Source organism: Paraburkholderia sp. BR14320, assembly GCF_040948665.1.
Lineage (GTDB): Bacteria > Pseudomonadota > Gammaproteobacteria > Burkholderiales > Burkholderiaceae > Paraburkholderia > Paraburkholderia youngii.
Genome location: NZ_JBFPKG010000017.1, coordinates 74,499 through 93,360 on the forward strand (window position 1 = coordinate 74,499; position 18,862 = coordinate 93,360).

The window sequence follows — 18,862 nt, forward strand, 5'->3', positions numbered from 1 at the left end:
CGTGCGACGACAAAAAAAGGCTGTGCGCCCTTGGGCTCACAGCCTTTTTTCTATCGTCGAAAAGCCCGCGCTTCAGCGCGGCGCAATCCACTCCAATCCAATCAGAAAAACGTCTCGATCACTTCCTTCACGCGATACTGTGGATCGACCAGCAGCACCTGCTTCCACTTGTCGAACGTCAGGCACGGATGCGAGATGTCGAACGCGATCATGTCGCCCACTTTCAGATCGGCGCCCGGGGGAATGCGCAGATACGCGTGCTGATCCATCAGACCGAAGATTTCCCAGCCCTCGCTCGCGGCGATGTCGCGCGGCGCTTGCTGGCCCGGACGATAGTGGCGCGCCGGCTCCGGCATGCCCGCGTCGAACGCGGAGTCGCGTTTGCCGAGGCCGATGATCGCGCGATCCGGCTCGGGAATCGACTGCACGTACGCCCACAATTGCAGCGCCGGCAGCAAGCCTTCGCCCATTTTCTTCGCGACCGGATTGCGCTTGAAGATGTCGGTCTGCGCCTTTCGATAGATGCCGACGTCATGCGTCAGGTAGCAGCCGGGCCGCAGCACGACCTCGACCTTGCCGGTTTGCGTCGCCTGCGCGAACTCTTCGGCGACCACGTCGTACCACGCCGATCCCGCGCCCGATAGCACCGCCGGCGAGCGCGCGAAACGCCCCTGCTCGACGAGCTCGCGCGTGACCGCAACCGCGCCTTGCAGGAACGCGCGCACCTCGGGTTCTTCCTTCAGCACGCCCTCGTACAGTTCGACGCCCGCGAGCTTCAGCACGTCCGGATAGCGCGCGATCGCGTCCAGCACCGCGTTGCGCTGCGCTTCATCGCGCACGCCGGTGCGCCCGCCCGGCACGCCGAGTTCGAGTAGCACCTGCAGCGGCTTCTTCACCGAGGTGAAGAATTCGCCGAGTTGCTCGACACCTTCGGCCGAATCGACGAGGCAGAAGAATTCGAAATCCGGATCGCTGAGCAACTCGGCGATCATCATCATGTTGTGGCGGCCGACCAGCTGATTCGCCATCAGGACGCGCGACACACCGCCGTGATACGCCGCGCGCACCTGATGAGCGGTGGCGAGCGTGATGCCCCACGCGCCGGTTTCGAGCTGACGGCGAAACAGTTGCGGCGCCATCGTGGTCTTACCGTGCGGCGCGAGCTTGACGCCGTATTCGGCGACGAACGCCTGCATCCACTTCAGGTTGTGCTCGACGCGGTCCTCGTACAGCACGGCGGCCGGCAGGCTGACGTCCTCGGCAAGCAGGTTCCACTCGAGGCGCGCAGCATCCTTCAGCTGGACGCTCGTGCCCGGAACCATGCCCAAGCCCTTGCTATAAGGATCAATCGTCGCGCCCTGATAGTTTGTAACTTTCATGTCTCCGTGCTCCATCGTCCGGTTAAATTGAATCAAATTTGACTTTACCATGTTACCGAAAGTACGATGTCCGGAGAAATGTTATTTAGTACCACGGGTTTCGAAGGCCGCCGGAAAGGGGCGCGAAAGCCGTGCCGCGAACCCCGTCGCCCGCCATGAACAGTAGCGCCGAACCGCTCGCTTTCGACATCGTCGCGCGCATCGCCGAATGCGCGCCGGAGTTGCGCTCGGCCGAACGCAAGGTCGCCGCCCTGATTCTCGACGATCTGACCGGCGCGTCGCGCGCGAGCATCGGCGCGCTCGCGCAGCAGGCCGAGGTCAGCATCGCGACCGTCACGCGTTTCGCGAAGGCGGTCGGCTGCCGCGACGTGCGCGAACTGAAGCTGCGGCTCGCGCAGGCGGCCGCGGTCGGTCAGCGTTTTCTCGAGCGCGACGCAGCAAGTGACGCACCCGAGCCGATCGCCACGCGCGTGTTCGACGAACTGCAAACCGCGCTCGCGCACAATCACCAACTGCTGCGCCAGGCGCCGCTCGCCGAAGCGGCGGCCGCGCTGCGCAATGCGCGCATGACCTACGTGTTCGGCATGGGCGGCGGTTCGACCGCGCTCGCCGACGAAATGCGTTTCAGGCTCGTGCGCCTCGGCCGCCCGGTCGCGACCTATCAGGACGGGCTGTTGCAGCGCATGGTCGCGAGCACGGTGTCGCGCGACTGCGTGGTGATCGCGCTGTCCACCACGGGGCGCGTGCCGGAGATGGTCGAGAACTGCAAGATCGCGCGCAGCTATGGCGCGACGGTGGTCGCGGTGACCGCGCCCGCGTCGCCGCTGGCGAAGCTCGCCGACTGGCTGATCCCGATCGTCGCGTTCGAAACCGACTTCATTTACAAGCCGTCGTCATCCCGTTACGCGATGATGATGGCGCTCGATGTGCTCGTCACCGAACTTGCCGTCAGCCAGGGCGACGAGAGCCGCGAATTGCTGCGCCGCATGAAGCACGCGCTCGACGCGCACCGCGGCGGCGGCGATCGACAACCGTTAGGAGATTGATCCATGCATTCGCATCCCGAAGCCGCCGACACGCTGATCGTCGGCGCGCAACTGTATGACGGCACGGGCGCACCGCCCGTCGAGCGCGATGTGGCGATCCGCGACGGGCGCATCGCCGCGATCGGCAATCTGTCGAACTGGCTTGCCGAAGAGGTGATCGAGGCCGAGGGGCGCGCGCTCGCGCCGGGCTTCATCGACGTGCACACGCACGACGACACACACGTGATCCGCTCGCCGCAAATGCTGCCGAAGATCACCCAAGGGGTGACGACGGTGATCGTCGGCAATTGCGGCATCAGCGCGTCGCCGGTGTCGCTGAAGGGCGATCCGCCCGATCCGATGAACCTGCTCGGCGAGCGCGATGCGTTCCAGTATCCGACCTTCGCCGACTACGTGAGCGCGGTGAACGCCGCGCGGCCGGCGGTGAACGTCGGCGCGCTGATCGGCCACACGGCGTTGCGCAATAACCAGATGGACCGGCTCGATCGCGCGGCGACCGCCGAGGAAATCGAGCGCATGTGCGCGCAGCTCGAGGAAGCGCTCGCGCACGGCGCGCTGGGTCTCAGCTCGGGGCTCGCATACGGCTCGGCGTTCGCCGCGCCGACCGAGGAAGTGATGGCGCTCGCCGAGCCGCTCGCGGCCGCGGGCGCGCTGTACACGACCCACATGCGCACCGAGTTCGACGCGATTCTCGACGCGATGGACGAGGCCTACCGCGTCGGCCGTCATGCGCGCGTGCCGGTCGTGATCTCGCATCTGAAGTGCGCGGGGCCGTCGAACTGGGGGCGCAGCGTCGAGGTGCTGAAATCGCTCGAAGGCGCGCGCGGCGGGCAGCCGGTCGGTTGCGACTGCTATCCGTACAACCGCAGTTCGTCGACGCTCGATCTCAAGCAGGTGACGGGCGACATCGACATCACGATCACGTGGTCCGAGCCGCATCCCGAGATGGCGGGCAAGCTGATCAAGGACGTCGCCGCCGAATGGGGCGTGTCGCAGCAGGAAGCGGGCAAGCGCCTGCAGCCGGCGGGCGCGGTCTATCACAACATGTCCGAAGACGACGTGCGGCGCATCCTGTCGCATCCGGCGACGATGGTCGGCTCGGACGGCTTGCCGAACGATCCGCTGCCGCATCCGCGGCTGTGGGGCGCGTTTCCGCGCGTGCTCGGCCACTATGCGCGCGATGCCGCGCTGCTGCCGCTCGAGGAAGCGGTGCGCAAGATGACGAGCCTGTCCGCGCGCCGCTTCGGTCTCGCGCAGCGCGGCGAAGTGCATATCGGCTATCACGCCGACCTCGTGCTGTTCGATCCGGCGAAAGTGCACGACGTGGCGACCTTCGACAAGCCGCAGCAGCCCGCTGCCGGCATCGACGCGGTGTGGGTCAACGGCGTGCTGTCGTATCGCGACGGCGCGGTGACGGGCGAGCGGGCCGGCCGGTTCGTCACGCGCGGTGCGCCGTCGAAGGGCGATGCTCAGGGCGCGTTCTGATTTTTATCGATTGATGGCGGCACGCGCGGCGAGGGCGCCGCGTACGTGCCCGACTTTTTAAGGAGTGTGACGATGAAGCGATATGGCGTGGAAGGCGGAAAGGGAACGGGCGGTCAGGTAATGCCGTTCGCGCGCGCGGTCGAAGCGGACGGCTGGCTGTTCGTGTCGGGCCAGACGCCGATGGAAAACGGCGAAGTGATCAACGGCGGCATCGTCGAGCAATCGCACAAAGCGATCCAGAACGTGTTCGCGATCCTGAAGGAAGCGGGCTACGGCGCCGAGCACGTCGTGCGTTGCGGCGTGTGGCTCGACGATCCGCGCGACTTCGCGTCGTTCAACAAGGTGTTTCGCGAGTATTTTGGCGAGAATCCGCCGGCGCGCGCGTGCGTGGTGTCGTCGATGGTGATCGACTGCAAGGTCGAGGTGGATTGCGTCGCTTACAAGAAGCCGGCGGCCTGAGCGCTTTGACGGCTTCGATGTGATGAGGGCGCCGCAGGCTGTGATGGCCTGCGGCGCCCTCGTTGCGTTTGCCGCGGTGCTTACCGTTACTGCCGCGCAAGCCGCATGTTGTCCGGCATCGGCAGGTTGTAGTTGGTGCGGAACGGGTTGATGTCGAGCCCGCCGCGGCGCGTGTAGCGCGCATAGACCGCGAGCTTCAGCGGTTTGCACATCTTCATGATGTCGACGAAGATCCGCTCGACGCATTGCTCGTGAAAGCCGGTGTGATTACGGTACGAGATGATGTAGCGCAACAGACCCGCGTGATCGATCTGCGGCCCGGCATAGTGGATCTGCACGCTGCCCCAGTCCGGCTGGCCGGTCACCGGGCAGTTCGACTTCAGCAGGTTCGAGAACAGCGTTTCCTCGACCGGCGCCTCGCCGTGCGCCGCGCTCAGGAGCGACGCATCCGGCTGATAGACGCTCGCCTCGAGTTCGAGCCGGTCGAGCGACAGGCCGTCGAATTCTTCCATTTTCAGCTTGCCGAATTCGTGCGGCGTGTACAGATGCACCGACACGGTCGCGCCGCACGACGCGGACACGTCGCGCCTGATCGTGTCGCGCACGGCCTCGGTCGATTCGAAGGCGGTCTGCGCGAACGAGCCCAGGTACAGCTTGAACGATTTCGATTCGACGATGTTCGGCGAGTCGGCCGGTACGAAGAACGTGGCGACCGCGATTTGCGGTTTGCCGCGCGCGTTCAGCCACGACAGCTCGTAGGCGTTCCAGATGTCGGTGCCGAAAAACGGCAGTCGCGCGGTAATGCCGATCGCCTCGCGCGCATGGCTGCGCGCAATCGGAAACAGCAGCGTCGGATCGTATTGTTCGGTGTAAGTCGAGGACTTGCCGAGCGGAGATTGTTCGGGTGTCATGATGCGTTCACGATGCCACTCAGCACGTGCCCGGTCGCCGTTACGACGCGGGCCGATTCGCAGTGGCCGATCTGGTCGTCGAAGAAAAAGTCGGGCTCGAACTCGCGCAAAAATGCGCTTTTGTCGAGGCCGCCGAGGAACATCGCTTCGTCGATTTCGATGTTCCACGCCATCAGGGTGCGGATCGCGCGCTCATGCGCGGGGGCCGAGCGTGCTGTTACCAGTGCCGTGCGAATGCGCATCGGCGCGGCCGCGTCCGCGAGTTTTTGCAACCGGTGCAGTGCTTCGAGCAGCGGCTTGAGCGGTCCGTCCGCGAGCGGCAGATGCTTGTTGTCGATCTCGTGACCGACGAACGCGCGCAGGCCGTCCTTCTGGAAGATGCGCTCCGCTTCGTCGGAAAACAAGACCGCGTCGCCGTCGAACGCAATGCGGATTTCGTCCGGGTACTTGCTCGCCATTTTCGCCGATTCCGGCAACACGCGTGCGGCAGGGAAGCCAGCGGCGAGCGCATCGCGCACGTCCTGCTGATTCGCCGACAGAAACAGCGACGCGCTCAGCGGCTTCAGATAACCGAACGGTGCGCGGCCGCGCGTGAACACGCCGCGCTCGATCGCGAGCCCGTGTTCGCGGCACGAATGAAACGCGCGCAGGCCGCTGATCGGATCGCTGCGCGACAGGATCACCACTTCGACGCGATGACCGCCGGCGGCGTTCAGCGCGAGCAGCTTGCGGATCAAAGGAAAGGCGACGCCCGGTTTCGCGGGCACGTTCAGGCGCTCGCGCTGCAACGCTTCGTAGGCCTTCAGGTCGCCGGCCTCGTAGACGCGGTTCTCTTCCTCGAAGTCGAACAGCGCGCGCGACGAGATTGCGACCACCAGTTTGTCGACAAGCGAAAGCGCCATCGGTGAGTTCCGGTCCGAAGAGATCAGGCGAGGAAGAGGCGATAGACCGGGTTTTTCGTTTCTTCCCAGCACGGATAGCCGAGCGTTTCGATGAAGCGCTCGAACGCTGCATGGTCGCTCTCGGGTACCTGAATGCCGACCAGAATCGAGCTGTAGTCCGCACCCTGGTTGCGATAGTGGAACAGGCTGATGTTCCAGTTCGGCGCCATCGACGACAGGAATTTCATCAGCGCACCCGGACGCTCGGGAAACTCGAAGCGGAACAGACGTTCGTCGCGCGCGAGCGGCGAACGGCCGCCAACCATATAGCGGATGTGCTGCTTCGACAGTTCGTCGAAGGTCAGATCGACCGTCGCGAAGCCGTGCGCTTCGAATGCGCCGGCGATCTGCGCCGGTTCGCTGCGATTGCGGATCTGCACGCCGACGAAGATATGCGCCGAGTTCGCGTCGGCGATCCGGTAGTTGAATTCGGTGACGCTGCGCGTGCCGACCAGCTCGCAGAAGCGCTTGAAGCTGCCGCGCTCTTCGGGGATCGTCACCGCGAAAACGGCTTCACGTGCTTCGCCCACTTCCGCGCGTTCGGCGACGAAGCGCATGCGGTCGAAGTTCATGTTCGCGCCCGACGTGATCGCGATCAGCGTCTGGTTCTCGATGCCTTCCCGTTCGGCGTACTGCTTCGCGCCCGCCACCGCCAATGAACCCGCCGGTTCGAGCACGCTGCGCGTGTCCTGGAACACGTCCTTGATCGCCGCGCACAGCGCATCGGTGTTCACGAGCAGCACTTCGTCGAGATATTCGCTGCACAGACGGAAGGTTTCCTCGCCGACGAGCTTCACCGCGGTGCCGTCGGAGAACAGGCCCACTTCGTTCAGCGTCACGCGCTCGCCCGCCTTCAGCGACGCGGCCATCGCGCACGAATCATCGGTCTGCACGCCGATCACCTTGATCTCCGGACGCACCGATTTCACGTATGCGGCGACACCGGCCGCGAGACCGCCGCCGCCGATCGGCACGAAGATCGCGTGAATCGGCCCCTGGTGCTGGCTCAAAATTTCCATCGCGACGGTGCCCTGGCCGGCGATCACGTATGGATCATCGAACGGATGCACGAAGGTCAGGCCGCGATCTTCCTGCAGCTTGACCGCGTGACCATAGGCATCGCTATACGATTCGCCGAACTGCACGACCTCGACGGTCGGCCCGCCATGCGTGCGGATGGCGTCGACCTTGACCTGCGGCGTCGTCACCGGCACGACGATGATCGCCTTCACGCCCATGCGTGCGGCCGACAACGCGACGCCCTGCGCATGATTGCCCGCCGACGCGGTGATCACGCCGCGACTGAGCGCTTCGGCCGGAATGTGCGCCATCTTGTTGTACGCGCCGCGCAGTTTGAACGAGAACACCGGCTGGTTGTCCTCGCGCTTCAGATAGACCGGATTGCGCAGCCGTGCCGACAGGTTCGGCGCGCGTTCGAGTTCGGTCTCGCGCGCCACGTCGTAGACGCGCGCGGTCAGGGTCTTTTTCAGGTAGTCGTGGGAAGCCATGCGGGTCGCGCGGTGCGCTATGTGAGACGGGAAAACGTCAATGATAGCGCCAACGGTGCCCCCTCTGGCCGTTCCGCGCGCGGCGGGGAGGGGTGGCACGCCCTTGGTGGGGCCGTTTCGGCACTGCAAAGCGAAGTTTGCCAAACCGTCCGGCCGGTCAATGGGGCGCATGCGAAACGCCGCGGGATTCGCCGCCAAATCCCCCGAAGCACCGTCACCGCCCAGGTTCCCGCCGTCAACGCGTGGCTGGATGATGCGGTAGAATTCCATTTTGGAATAAGGATCGGAAGATGCACTGGCAGCCTCGGATCGCCCATTTAATGCCCGTTCCGCGCGAATCCTGCCCCGCGGCGGAGCGGCATGTCCGCCACGCGCGATCGTGTAGCTGTCTCTGAGTGCCGCGAAGCGACCGCCGTGAGTTGGCCGCCGGTCGTGTTCGCTCCCCTGGAAGCCCTAGAAGATTTCAAGCATTGCGCCCCACGCGCATTGTCGGCCGACGCCTCGTGACGAGCGCGCCAGGCCGACCTACCGAGTCGTCCAAACATGAACGCACCTCAAGTTTTCGATCCGCACGGCGCCGCCGCTGCGGTGGCCGCCGATCCCGAAGCGCGTCTGCGCGAAATTCCCTACAACTACACGTCGTTCTCCGACCGCGAAATCGTCATCCGCCTGCTCGGCAACGATGCCTGGGACGCGCTCGCCGAACTGCGCGCCGAACGCCGCACCGGCCGCTCGGCGCGCATGCTGTATGAAGTGCTCGGCGATATCTGGGTCGTGCGCCGCAATCCGTATCTGCAGGATGACCTGCTCGACAATCCGAAGCGCCGCGCGCTGCTGATCGAGGCGCTCAATCACCGCCTCGCCGAAATCGAGAAGCGCCGCCGCGCCGATCTGCGCGAGCACGGGGACGAAGCCGGCGTCGAGCGCGCCGCGCGCGTCGAAAAGCTGGTGCAGGCCGCGCGCCGCGCGATCGACCAATTCGCCAGCGAATTCCAGCAGACCTACGACCTGCGCCGCCGCACCACGCGCGTGCTCGGCAAGGTCACGCAGAGAGACAACATCAAGTTCGACGGCCTGTCGCGCGTCTCGCACGTGACCGACGCGACCGACTGGCGCGTCGAATATCCGTTCGTCGTGCTGACGCCGGACTCCGAGGCCGAAATCGCCGGCATGATCAAGGCCTGCTTCGAACTCGGCCTGACCGTGATTCCGCGCGGCGGCGGCACCGGCTACACGGGCGGCGCGGTGCCGCTCACGCCGTTCTCGGCCGTCATCAACACCGAAAAGCTCGAGCAGCTCGGCCCGGTCGAAATGACCCAACTGCCGGGCGTCGATCGCAAGGTCGCGACGATTTTCTCGGGCGCGGGCGTCGTCACGCGGCGCGTGACCGAAGCGGCCGAGCAAGCCGGCTTCGTGTTCGCGGTCGACCCGACCTCGCTCGACGCGTCCTGCGTCGGCGGCAACGTCGCGATGAACGCGGGCGGCAAGAAGGCGGTGCTGTGGGGCACGGCGCTCGATAACCTCGCGTGGTGGCGCATGGTCGACCCGGAAGGGAACTGGCTCGAAGTCACGCGTCTCGAGCACAACATGGGCAAGATCCACGACATCGAAGTCGCGCGTTTCGAGCTCAAGTGGTTCGACGGCAACTACGCGCCGGGCGAGAAGCTGCTGCGCACCGAATCGCTCGACATCAAGGGCCGCGTATTTCGCAAGGAAGGCCTCGGCAAGGACGTCACCGACAAATTCCTCGCCGGGCTGCCGGGCGTGCAGAAGGAAGGTTGCGACGGTCTCATCACGTCGGCGCGCTGGGTGCTGCACAAGATGCCCGCGCATACACGCACCGTCTGTCTCGAGTTCTTCGGCCAGGCGCGCGAGGCGATTCCGAGCATCGTCGAAATCAAGGACTACCTGTTCGAAACGTCGCGCCAGGGCGGCGCGATTCTCGCGGGCCTCGAGCATCTCGACGAGCGCTATCTGCGCGCGGTCGGCTATGCGACCAAGAGCAAGCGCAACGCGTTTCCGAAGATGGTGCTGATCGGCGATATTGTCGGTGACGATGCGGATGCGGTCGCGCAGGCTACGTCCGAAGTCGTGCGCATGGCCAACGGCAAGAGCGGCGAAGGTTTCGTCGCGGTGAGCGCCGAGGCCCGCAAGCGCTTCTGGCTCGATCGCAGCCGCACCGCCGCGATCGCGAAGCACACCAACGCGTTCAAGATCAACGAAGACGTCGTGATTCCGCTCGACCGCATGGGCGAGTACACGGACGGCATCGAGCGCATCAACATCGAGCTGTCGCTGAAGAACAAGCTGCAACTGGTCGACGCGCTCGAAGCGTTCTTCAAGGGCGGCAAGCTGCCGCTCGGCAAGAGCGACGACGCGAACGAAATCCCGAGCGCCGAGCTGCTCGAAGACCGCGTGCAGCAGGCGCTCGATCTGCTCGCGCGTGTGCGCACGCGCTGGGAATTCGTGCGCGACAAGCTCGACTTGTCGCTGCGCGAGGCGCAGCACTATCTGGTCGGCCTCGGCTACGAATCGCTCGCCGAGAAGTTCGCCGATCGCGTCGACGCGCAACCGGACGCAGCCGTCTTCCACCTCGCGCAGGACCGCACGATCCGCGTGTCGTGGAAGCAGGAAATCCGCGCCGAATTGCGGCAGATTTTCAACGGCGGCGAGTTCAAGCCGATCCTCGACGAAGCCCAGGCGATCCACAAGCAGGTGCTGCGCGGCCGCGTGTTCGTTGCGCTGCACATGCACGCGGGCGACGGCAACGTGCACACGAACATCCCGGTCAACTCCGACAACTACGAGATGCTGCAGGACGCGCACACCGCGGTCGCGCGCATCATGAAGCTCGCGCGTTCGCTTGACGGCGTGATCTCCGGCGAGCACGGCATCGGGATTACCAAGCTCGAATTCCTGACCGACGACGAGATCGGCGAATTCCGCAAGTACAAGCAGCGTGTCGATCCGCACGGCCGCTTCAACGCGGGCAAGCTGCTCGAAGGCGCGGACCTGCGCAACGCGTACACGCCGAGCTTCGGCCTGATGGGCTACGAGTCGCTGATCATGCAGCAGTCCGATATCGGCGCGATTTCCGAGTCGATCAAGGACTGCCTGCGTTGCGGCAAGTGCAAGCCGGTCTGCGCGACGCACGTGCCGCGCGCGAACCTGCTGTACAGCCCGCGCAACAAGATTCTCGCCACCTCTTTGCTGGTCGAGGCATTCCTGTACGAAGAGCAGACGCGCCGCGGCGTGTCGATCAAGCACTGGGACGAGTTCAACGACGTCGCCGATCACTGCACTGTCTGCCACAAGTGCGTGACGCCGTGCCCGGTGAAGATCGACTTCGGCGACGTGTCGATGAACATGCGCAACCTGTTGCGCAAGATGGGCAAGAAGAAGTTCAACCCGGGCAACGCGGCGGGCATGTTCTTCCTGAACGCGACGAATCCGCAGACCATCAACCTCGCGCGCACCGCGATGATGGGCGTCGGCTACAAGGCGCAACGCCTCGGCAACGAGGTGTTGAAGAAGTTCACGAAGAAGCAGACCGCGCATCCGCCCGCCACGGTCGGCAAGCCGGCGATCACGCAGCAGGTGATCCACTTCATGAACAAGAAGATGCCGGGCAACCTGCCGAAGAAGACCGCGCGCGCGTTGCTCGATATCGAGGACAACAAGATCGTCCCGATCATCCGCAATCCGAAGACGACCACCGTCGATACCGAAGCGGTGTTCTACTTCCCGGGCTGCGGCTCCGAGCGGCTGTTCTCGCAGGTCGGTCTCGCGACCCAGGCCATGCTGTGGGAGGCGGGCGTGCAGACCGTGCTGCCGCCGGGCTACCTGTGCTGCGGCTATCCGCAGCGCGGCTCGGGCCAGTACGACAAGGCCGAGCAGATCGTCACCGACAACCGCGTGCTGTTCCACCGCGTAGCCAATACGCTGAACTACCTCGACATCAAGACGGTGGTGGTGTCGTGCGGCACGTGCTACGACCAGCTCGCCGGTTACGAATTCGAAAAGATCTTCCCCGGCTGCCGGATCATCGACATCCACGAGTACCTGCTGGAAAAAGGCATCAAGCTCGATGGCGTGAACGGCGTGCGCTACATGTACCACGACCCGTGCCACTCGCCGATCAAGACGATGGACCCGGTCAAGCTCGTCAACCAGCTGATGGGTTCGGAGCAGGACGGCTACAAGATCGAGAAGAACGACCGCTGCTGCGGCGAGTCGGGCACGCTCGCGGTCACGCGTCCCGACATCTCGACCCAGGTGCGCTTCCGCAAGGAAGAGGAAATCCGCAAGGGCGCGGCGAAACTGCGCGGCATCCCGCTCGTTGCCGAAGCGGGCGCGAACGCGATCAATCCGGCCAATGCATCGGCCGGATCCGCCGGTGCGCCGAACGGTTCGGTGCTGAAGGCCGGCGACGGTCCGCAGCCGGGTAACGGCACCGCGGCTTCGACCGACGTCAAGATCCTCACGAGCTGCCCGTCGTGCCTGCAAGGGCTGTCGCGCTACAACGAAGACGCGGGTACCGAGGCCGATTACATCGTGGTCGAGATGGCACGTCACGTGCTCGGCGAAAACTGGATGGCGGACTACGTGCAACGGGCGAACAATGGCGGAATCGAGCGCGTGCTGGTTTAATGGCACGACCGACGATATTTGCCGAGGACGACGATGGACTGCGTTTTTTGCCGTGAAGACGGCGGCGATGTGCTATGGCAGGACGACGCGTTGCGAGTCGTCCTCGCCGACGAACACGACTACCCGGGCTTTTGCCGGGTCATCTGGAATGCTCACGTAGCCGAGTTTTCGGATCTTTCCGCCGACGAGCGCGATCACGTGATGAAGGTCGTCTACGCGGTCGAGCGTGCGCAGCGGCGCGTGATGCAGCCGGCGAAGGTCAATCTCGCGAGCCTCGGCAACCAGGTGCCGCACATGCACTGGCACGTGATTCCGCGTTTCTCGAACGACGCGCATTTCCCCCTGCCGATCTGGGCGCCGCGCCAGCGCACGGTGTCCGAAGCGATGCTGTCGTCGCGTCGGGCGCACGCCACGCTGCTGCGCGAAGCCGTGCGGCAGGAAATCGAACAGGCGCTGGGCTGAGCATCGCTGAATCCGCCGCCGCGCACCGCCGGGCGTCGGTCGGTGCGCAGGGCGGCCGATGCGTCGTTATCACCCGCCGTTATCTGATGAGGCCAACATGAGCGGATTGACTCCCGAGACGCCGGTGCCGACCGGCGTGGTCGTGCATTCTAAGTCCCGCGTGCTCGAACTGCAGTACGCGAACGGCGAAGCGTACCGGCTGCCGTTCGAACTGCTGCGCGTGTATTCGCCGTCGGCGGAAGTGCAGGGCCACGGGCCCGGCCAGGAAACGCTGCAGACGGGCAAGCGCGACGTGACGATCACGATGATCGAAGGCGTCGGCAATTACGCGCTGCAGCCGACTTTCTCCGATGGACACTCCACCGGTATCTACTCGTGGGACCTGCTGTACGACATGGCCGTGCGTCAGGATGAACTCTGGCGCGCGTATCTCGCCAAACTGGCAGCGGCCGGCATCGACCGCGACACGCCGATGGTGCCCGCCGCTGCTGCGCACGGGCACTGTCACTGATACGATTCGCTCCCGAACGCCGCTCGAGCGGCGCAACATTCAAGAACACGCGAAAGGACGAGCGCGATGAGCAAAACCCACTTCGGCTTTCAATCGGTCGACGAACAGGACAAGGCGCAGAAAGTGGCGGGGGTGTTCCACTCGGTGGCCGCCAACTACGACCTGATGAACGACCTGATGTCGGGCGGATTGCACCGGGCGTGGAAGGTGTTCACGATCGCCCAGGCGAACGTGCGGCCGGGCTACAAGGTGCTCGACATCGCGGGCGGCACGGGCGATCTGTCGAAAGCGTTCGCCAAACAGGCGGGTGAGACGGGCGAGGTCTGGCATACCGACATCAATGAATCGATGCTGCGCGTCGGCCGCGACCGGCTGCTCGACAAAGGCATCATTACGCCGACGCTGCTTTGCGATGCCGAAAAAATCCCGTTTCCGGATAACTATTTCGACATCGTGACGGTCGCGTTCGGCTTGCGCAACATGACGCATAAAGACATCGCGCTCGCCGAGATGCGGCGTGTGCTGAAACCGGCCGGGCGGCTGCTCGTGCTCGAGTTCTCGAAGGTATGGGACCCGCTGAAGAAGGTCTACGATCTGTATTCGTTCAAGGTGTTGCCGTGGCTCGGCGAGCGCTTCGCCAAGGACGCGGAAAGCTACCAGTACCTGGCGGAATCGATCCGCATGCATCCTGACCAGGAAACTTTGAAAACTATGATGGAGCAAGCTGGTCTCGACGGCGTCAAATATTACAATTTGTCAGCTGGCGTGGTAGCGTTGCATGTGGGGACCAAATACTAGGGTCCTCTAACCCATCGATTTTTAAAGGAAAGTGCGAAATGTCCGATTCGAATTTGTTATCTGCTCGTAAGGTTAAGGGGTCGCTGGCGAGAAGAATCGGACTGATCGCGATGGTCGGTCTGCTGACGGTCGGCACCCTTGCCTCTCTCGACGCCGAAGCACGCCGCATGGGCGGAGGCCGCAGCTTCGGCCGTCAATCGAACAGTCTGCAGCAGCAGCGCCAGACACCGCCGCCGTCCCAGCCGGCGCAGAACAATCAGGCCACGCAGCAGAGCGCCCAACCGGCGGCTCCCGCAACCAAGCCCACGCCGCCCGCCGCGCCGAACCGCAATCGCTGGCTCGGCCCGATCGCCGGTCTCGCGGCCGGTCTCGGCATCGCCGCGTTGTTGTCGCATTTCGGGCTCGGCGAGGCGTTCGCCGGCATGTTCGCCAACGTGATCGTGATTGCGTTGATCGCGATGGTCGTGATCTGGCTGATCCGCCGCTTCACCGGTCGCAAGCGCGATGCGGCGCAACCGGCTTACGCGGGCACGGCGCCGTCGCTGAACATCAAAGGCACCGACTATATTCAGGAGCCGCGTTACACCGCGCCGCCGACCGGCTCGTACCTCGAACCGCAAGGCAACCCGTTGACCACGCCATCGGTCGGCGCGACGCCGTCAGTGCCGGCCGGCTTCGATTCCGAAGCGTTTCTGCGTAACGCGAAGGTGTACTTCGTGCGCCTGCAGGCCGCGTGGGACGTCGGCAACATCGATGACATCCGCGAATTCACAACACCGGAAATGTTCGCCGAAGTGCGCGTCGATCTCACCGCGCGCGGCACGCAGCCGAACCAGACCGACGTCGTGCAGTTGAACGCCGAGCTGCTCGGCGTCGAGGAGCGCGCGACCGAATACTTCGCGAGCGTGCGCTTCTCCGGTTTGATCCGCGAGGCGCCGGGCGCGGCGGCCGAGCCGTTCGTCGAAGTCTGGAATCTGACGAAGGCGAACCGCGCCGGCGAAGGCTGGCTGCTTGCCGGCATCCAGCAGGTCGAGCAACACTGACATGCCGAAGCGTCGAGTCGCGTTTGCCTCGCAAAAAGCCGGCCACGGCACAGCGATTCCTCGCCTCGCGCATCGCTTAGGCCGTTCGGTATAGCAGGCCGCGAAGCGAACGGACGTTACAATGGGAGCCCGCGCAAGCACCTCGCTCGCGCGGGTTTTTTCTTGCCACCTTCGATGACCCTCGCCGCCAAGCCCTTCGCTGCCGCTGTCAATCATCTGCTCGCCCGCGAATCGTGGGCCCGCGAGCGCCTCGCCCCGTACGCGGGCAAGACCGCACGCCTGTCATGTCCACCGGTGGTGCTTGCACTGCTCGTGCAGCCCGACGGCTATCTCGGCACGCTCGACGAAGCCGATGCGCACCAGTTCGACGTGACGATCTCGGTGCCATCGGACGCACTGCCGGCCTTCCTGCAAGGTGGCCAGGCCGCGGTGATGAAGCACGTGAAGATCGAGGGCGACGCCGAGTTCGCGACCGTGATCGCGAAGCTCGCCGAGCATCTGCGCTGGGAGCCGGAGGAAGATCTCGCGAAGCTGATCGGCGATGGGCCCGCGTGGCGCATTACGTCGCTCGTGCGTTCGGTCGGTGAGCATGTGCAACGCACCGGCCGCAACCTGCTCGACACGGCAGCCGAATATCTGCTCGACGAGAATCCGCAGCTGGTGCGCCGCACCGCGCTCGCGGACTTCAACGTCGAGCTGGCGCGTGCGCGTGATTCGCTCGCGCGCGTCGAAAAGCGCATCGAGCGTCTCGAACAGAAGGTCGAAGCCCGCGGCGCGCAAGCGTCGGGCGGCGCCGCCACGTCGCGCGGCACGCGCTAGTCAACGGGCCCAGCCATGCGTTTTCTGCGTTTTCTCAAGATTTTTTTCACGGTCATCCGCTTCGGCCTCGACGAAATGATGTTGAGCCGCATCAACGATCGGCGCGTGCGTCTGCTGTTGCGTATCACGACGCTCGGTCGCAAGTTCGATGCGCCGCCGGGCGTGCGTCTGCGGCTCGCGCTCGAAAGCCTCGGGCCGATCTTCGTCAAGTTCGGGCAGGTGCTGTCGACCCGTCGCGATCTGCTGCCGGTCGACATCGCCAACGAACTCGCGAAGCTGCAGGACCAGGTGCCGCCGTTCGATTCGGCGGTCGCGATCGCACTCGTCGAGAAGTCGCTCGGCGCGCCGGTCGACGTGTTGTTCGACGATTTCGAGCGGGTCCCGGTCGCGAGCGCGTCGATCGCGCAGGTCCACTTCGCGACGGTGAAGGCCGGCCAGCACGCAGGCAAGGCGGTCGCGGTGAAAGTGCTGCGCCCCAACATGCTGCCGGTGATCGATTCCGACCTTGCGCTGTTGCGCGACATCGCCGTGTGGGCCGAGCGTCTGTGGGCCGATGGCAAACGCCTGAAGCCGCGCGAAGTGGTCGCCGAATTCGACAAGTACCTGCACGACGAACTCGACCTGATGCGCGAGGCCGCCAACGGTAGCCAGTTGCGGCGCAACTTCCAGGGGCTCGACCTGCTGCTCGTGCCCGAGATGTACTGGGAATTCTGCACGCCCACGGTGCTCGTGATGGAGCGCATGGTCGGCGTGCCGATCAGCCAGGTCGATACGTTGCGCGCGGCGGGCGTCGATATCCCGAAGCTCGCGCGCGAGGGCGTCGAGATTTTCTTCACGCAGGTGTTCCGCGACGGCTTTTTCCACGCCGACATGCACCCCGGCAACATCCAGGTGAGCCTCGATCCCGCGCACTTCGGCCGCTATATCGCGCTCGACTTCGGCATCATCGGCGCGCTGTCGGACTTCGATAAAAACTACCTCGCGCAAAACTTCCTCGCTTTCTTCAAGCGCGACTACCATCGCGTCGCGACGCTGCATCTGGAGTCGGGTTGGGTGCCGCCGACCACGCGTGTCGAGGAACTCGAAAGCGCGATCCGCGCGGTCTGCGAACCGTACTTCGATCGCGCGCTGAAGGACATTTCGCTCGGCCAGGTGCTGATGCGCCTGTTCTCGACGTCGCGGCGCTTTAACGTCGAGATCCAGCCGCAGCTCGTGTTGCTGCAAAAGACGATGCTGAACGTGGAAGGCCTCGGCCGTTCGCTCGATCCCGAACTGGATCTCTGGAAGACCGCGAAGCCTTACCTCGAGCGCTGGATGAACGAGCAGATCGGCTTGCGCGGCTGGTATGAACGCCTGAAGATCGAGGCGCCGCAGTGGAGCAAGACGCTGCCGCAGTTGCCGCGCCTCGTTCACAACATGCTGGCCGAACGCCATCATCCGGTGGGCGGCGCGAACGACGACGTGATTCGCCAGATACTGCTTGAGCAGAAGCGCACCAACCGTCTGCTGCAAGGCCTGCTGCTGTTCGGCGTGGCGGTCGGCGTCGGCGCGATGCTGGCACGGGCGTTCCTGGCGCTCGCTTACGGCGGTTGAGCGCGGCTGGCGGCCCATTGGCCGCACTGTGTTTCAGCGGCGGTGTCGGCCGCGGCTGGCGGTGACGACCGGGCGCAAACCTGAACGAGGCATCCGATGAGCGATCCGACCCAACCCCCCATGCCCGATTTCGCGAATCGCGATCCCAACTCGCCGGAGTTCTGGGACGAACGTTTCGAGCGCCATTACACGCCGTGGGACAAGGCGGGCGTGCCGTCCGCGTTTCGCGCGTTTGCCGAACGGCACCGCAACGCCGCCGTGCTGATTCCAGGCTGCGGCAGTGCCCACGAAGCGGTATGGCTCGCCCGTCAGGGCAACCCGGTGCGCGCGATCGACTTCTCGGCCGCCGCCGTCGCGGCGGCCCGCGAGCAACTCGGCGCGCAGCACGCATCGCTGGTCGAGCAGGCGGACTTTTTCACCTATGCGCCGCCGTTCAAGCCCGGATGGATCTATGAGCGCGCGTTCTTCTGCGCGCTGCCGCCGACGCGCCGCGCCGACTACGCGCAACGTATGGCCGAACTGCTGCCGACCGGCGGGTTGCTCGCGGGGTACTTTTTTATCGGCGCGACGCCGAAGGGGCCGCCGTTCGGCATCGCACGCGATGAGCTCGACGCGCTGTTCACGCCACATTTCGAGCTGATCGAAGACGAAGCGGTCGACGACTCGATCGCCGTATTCGCCGGACACGAGCGCTGGCTCACCTGGCGGCGTCGCGGCTAGCCCCGCGCGCCGCTCTTGAGAGCTTCGCGGGACGCCCCCATCTTGCGCGGTGGCGGGCGCATCACGCGTCCGCCACCCGAAATCCGGGGAACGGACATCGTTTGCGGCTATAATTCAAGGCTTTGCAAGCGTTTACAAGATTTCAGTAGGGATTTGGAGTAGGAAAGGATCATGCCGATCTACGCTTATCGTTGCGGGTCATGCGGCTTTGGGAAGGACGTGCTCCAGAAGATGAGCGACCCCCAGTTGACGCAGTGCCCCGAGTGCGGGAAAGACACATTTAGCAAGCAACTCACCGCCGCCGGCTTCCAGTTGAAGGGCTCCGGCTGGTACGTGACAGATTTCCGCGGCGGCAGCGGCGGCGCGAGCGCGCCGGCCACGTCGGAAGCGAAGTCCGAGCCGTCCGCGGCCGCAGCCCCGGCTGAACAGGCTGCCCCGGCCGCGCCCGCGGCCCCCGCCGCAGCGGCGGCCGCCGCAAGCCCGAGCGGTTCCGGCAGCGCCTAGTGGGACCGCCGCCCCGCGCGGGCGGCGTATCTA

The 18,862-nt window shown here is 64.9% G+C and carries 16 protein-coding genes; 12 read left to right on the top strand and 4 right to left on the bottom strand.

The window, feature by feature from the left end; all coding sequences use genetic code 11:
- Nucleotides 1-101: 101 nt before the first annotated feature.
- Nucleotides 102-1,379 (bottom strand): amino acid deaminase, encoded by a 1,278-nt coding sequence (locus AB3X89_RS17935; protein WP_368584469.1) that lies wholly within the window; start codon nt 1,377-1,379, stop codon nt 102-104.
- A gap of 155 nt (nt 1,380-1,534) precedes the next feature.
- On the opposite strand from AB3X89_RS17935, the gene AB3X89_RS17940 reads away from it, so the two are divergent.
- From AB3X89_RS17940 to AB3X89_RS17950, 3 genes are all read left to right on the top strand, one after another.
- Entirely contained in the window at nt 1,535-2,425 is an 891-nt protein-coding gene (locus AB3X89_RS17940; RefSeq protein ID WP_368584470.1) for a MurR/RpiR family transcriptional regulator, read from the top strand.
- 3 nt (nt 2,426-2,428) lie between these two features.
- Complete coding sequence (locus AB3X89_RS17945) at nt 2,429-3,910, top strand: amidohydrolase family protein (RefSeq protein ID WP_368584471.1); 1,482 nt, start codon at nt 2,429-2,431, stop codon at nt 3,908-3,910.
- 72 nt (nt 3,911-3,982) lie between these two features.
- Nucleotides 3,983-4,369, top strand: a complete 387-nt coding sequence (locus AB3X89_RS17950; protein ID WP_008923846.1) for a RidA family protein — start codon at nt 3,983-3,985, stop codon at nt 4,367-4,369.
- An 86-nt stretch (nt 4,370-4,455) separates the two neighbouring features.
- Here the strand turns inward: AB3X89_RS17950 and queF are convergent, their stop codons facing one another.
- From queF to ilvA, 3 genes are read right to left on the bottom strand one after another with little or no spacing between them, the layout of a single operon-like run.
- The gene (gene queF, locus AB3X89_RS17955) at nt 4,456-5,280 is read right to left on the bottom strand and encodes an NADPH-dependent 7-cyano-7-deazaguanine reductase QueF (RefSeq protein ID WP_368584472.1); all 825 of its coding nucleotides are present in this window, start codon (nt 5,278-5,280) and stop codon (nt 4,456-4,458) included.
- A complete protein-coding gene (locus AB3X89_RS17960) occupies nt 5,277-6,182 on the bottom strand; it encodes a 5'-nucleotidase (RefSeq protein ID WP_368584473.1) in 906 nt (301 codons plus the stop codon). The genes queF and AB3X89_RS17960 overlap by 4 nt, the downstream gene beginning before the upstream one ends.
- Nucleotides 6,183-6,205: 23 nt before the next feature.
- Nucleotides 6,206-7,729: a threonine ammonia-lyase, biosynthetic gene (gene ilvA, locus AB3X89_RS17965; RefSeq protein ID WP_368584474.1), complete on the bottom strand. Its 1,524-nt coding sequence runs from the start codon at nt 7,727-7,729 to the stop codon at nt 6,206-6,208.
- 543 nt (nt 7,730-8,272) lie between these two features.
- On the opposite strand from ilvA, the gene AB3X89_RS17970 reads away from it, so the two are divergent.
- The 9 genes from AB3X89_RS17970 to AB3X89_RS18010 all read left to right on the top strand — a co-directional run bounded on the left by AB3X89_RS17970 (nt 8,273) and on the right by AB3X89_RS18010 (nt 18,829).
- Entirely contained in the window at nt 8,273-12,379 is a 4,107-nt protein-coding gene (locus AB3X89_RS17970) for a DUF3683 domain-containing protein (protein ID WP_368584475.1), read from the top strand.
- Between the two features lie 33 nt (nt 12,380-12,412).
- The gene (locus AB3X89_RS17975) at nt 12,413-12,841 is read left to right on the top strand and encodes an HIT family protein (RefSeq protein WP_368584476.1); all 429 of its coding nucleotides are present in this window, start codon (nt 12,413-12,415) and stop codon (nt 12,839-12,841) included.
- Nucleotides 12,842-12,938: 97 nt separating this feature from the next.
- Nucleotides 12,939-13,352, top strand: a complete 414-nt coding sequence (locus AB3X89_RS17980) for a gamma-butyrobetaine hydroxylase-like domain-containing protein (protein WP_013088372.1) — start codon at nt 12,939-12,941, stop codon at nt 13,350-13,352.
- A 66-nt stretch (nt 13,353-13,418) separates the two neighbouring features.
- On the top strand, nt 13,419-14,150 hold the full coding sequence (gene ubiE, locus AB3X89_RS17985) for a bifunctional demethylmenaquinone methyltransferase/2-methoxy-6-polyprenyl-1,4-benzoquinol methylase UbiE (protein ID WP_368584477.1): 732 nt from the start codon (nt 13,419-13,421) through the stop codon (nt 14,148-14,150).
- A 38-nt stretch (nt 14,151-14,188) separates the two neighbouring features.
- Nucleotides 14,189-15,193 carry a TIM44-like domain-containing protein gene (locus AB3X89_RS17990; protein ID WP_368584478.1) on the top strand — a complete coding sequence of 335 codons (1,005 nt, stop codon included), beginning with the start codon at nt 14,189-14,191 and terminating at the stop codon, nt 15,191-15,193.
- 174 nt (nt 15,194-15,367) lie between these two features.
- Complete coding sequence (locus tag AB3X89_RS17995) at nt 15,368-16,012, top strand: SCP2 domain-containing protein (protein ID WP_176122427.1); 645 nt, start codon at nt 15,368-15,370, stop codon at nt 16,010-16,012.
- 15 nt (nt 16,013-16,027) lie between these two features.
- On the top strand, nt 16,028-17,605 hold the full coding sequence (ubiB, locus tag AB3X89_RS18000) for a ubiquinone biosynthesis regulatory protein kinase UbiB (RefSeq protein WP_176109573.1): 1,578 nt from the start codon (nt 16,028-16,030) through the stop codon (nt 17,603-17,605).
- 96 nt (nt 17,606-17,701) lie between these two features.
- Entirely contained in the window at nt 17,702-18,325 is a 624-nt protein-coding gene (locus AB3X89_RS18005) for a methyltransferase domain-containing protein (protein ID WP_368584479.1), read from the top strand.
- Nucleotides 18,326-18,496: 171 nt separating this feature from the next.
- The gene (locus AB3X89_RS18010; RefSeq protein WP_368584480.1) at nt 18,497-18,829 is read left to right on the top strand and encodes an FmdB family zinc ribbon protein; all 333 of its coding nucleotides are present in this window, start codon (nt 18,497-18,499) and stop codon (nt 18,827-18,829) included.
- The last annotated feature ends 33 nt before the right edge of the window (nt 18,830-18,862 follow it).

Coding starts and splice junctions, on each gene's coding strand:
- AB3X89_RS17935 (WP_368584469.1), bottom strand. CDS start 1,379: ATGAAAGTTACAAACTATCAGGGCGCGACGATTGATCCTTATAGCAAG.
- AB3X89_RS17940 (WP_368584470.1), top strand. CDS start 1,535: ATGAACAGTAGCGCCGAACCGCTCGCTTTCGACATCGTCGCGCGCATC.
- AB3X89_RS17945 (WP_368584471.1), top strand. CDS start 2,429: ATGCATTCGCATCCCGAAGCCGCCGACACGCTGATCGTCGGCGCGCAA.
- AB3X89_RS17950 (WP_008923846.1), top strand. CDS start 3,983: ATGAAGCGATATGGCGTGGAAGGCGGAAAGGGAACGGGCGGTCAGGTA.
- queF (WP_368584472.1), bottom strand. CDS start 5,280: ATGACACCCGAACAATCTCCGCTCGGCAAGTCCTCGACTTACACCGAA.
- AB3X89_RS17960 (WP_368584473.1), bottom strand. CDS start 6,182: ATGGCGCTTTCGCTTGTCGACAAACTGGTGGTCGCAATCTCGTCGCGC.
- ilvA (WP_368584474.1), bottom strand. CDS start 7,729: ATGGCTTCCCACGACTACCTGAAAAAGACCCTGACCGCGCGCGTCTAC.
- AB3X89_RS17970 (WP_368584475.1), top strand. CDS start 8,273: ATGAACGCACCTCAAGTTTTCGATCCGCACGGCGCCGCCGCTGCGGTG.
- AB3X89_RS17975 (WP_368584476.1), top strand. CDS start 12,413: ATGGACTGCGTTTTTTGCCGTGAAGACGGCGGCGATGTGCTATGGCAG.
- AB3X89_RS17980 (WP_013088372.1), top strand. CDS start 12,939: ATGAGCGGATTGACTCCCGAGACGCCGGTGCCGACCGGCGTGGTCGTG.
- ubiE (WP_368584477.1), top strand. CDS start 13,419: ATGAGCAAAACCCACTTCGGCTTTCAATCGGTCGACGAACAGGACAAG.
- AB3X89_RS17990 (WP_368584478.1), top strand. CDS start 14,189: ATGTCCGATTCGAATTTGTTATCTGCTCGTAAGGTTAAGGGGTCGCTG.
- AB3X89_RS17995 (WP_176122427.1), top strand. CDS start 15,368: ATGACCCTCGCCGCCAAGCCCTTCGCTGCCGCTGTCAATCATCTGCTC.
- ubiB (WP_176109573.1), top strand. CDS start 16,028: ATGCGTTTTCTGCGTTTTCTCAAGATTTTTTTCACGGTCATCCGCTTC.
- AB3X89_RS18005 (WP_368584479.1), top strand. CDS start 17,702: ATGAGCGATCCGACCCAACCCCCCATGCCCGATTTCGCGAATCGCGAT.
- AB3X89_RS18010 (WP_368584480.1), top strand. CDS start 18,497: ATGCCGATCTACGCTTATCGTTGCGGGTCATGCGGCTTTGGGAAGGAC.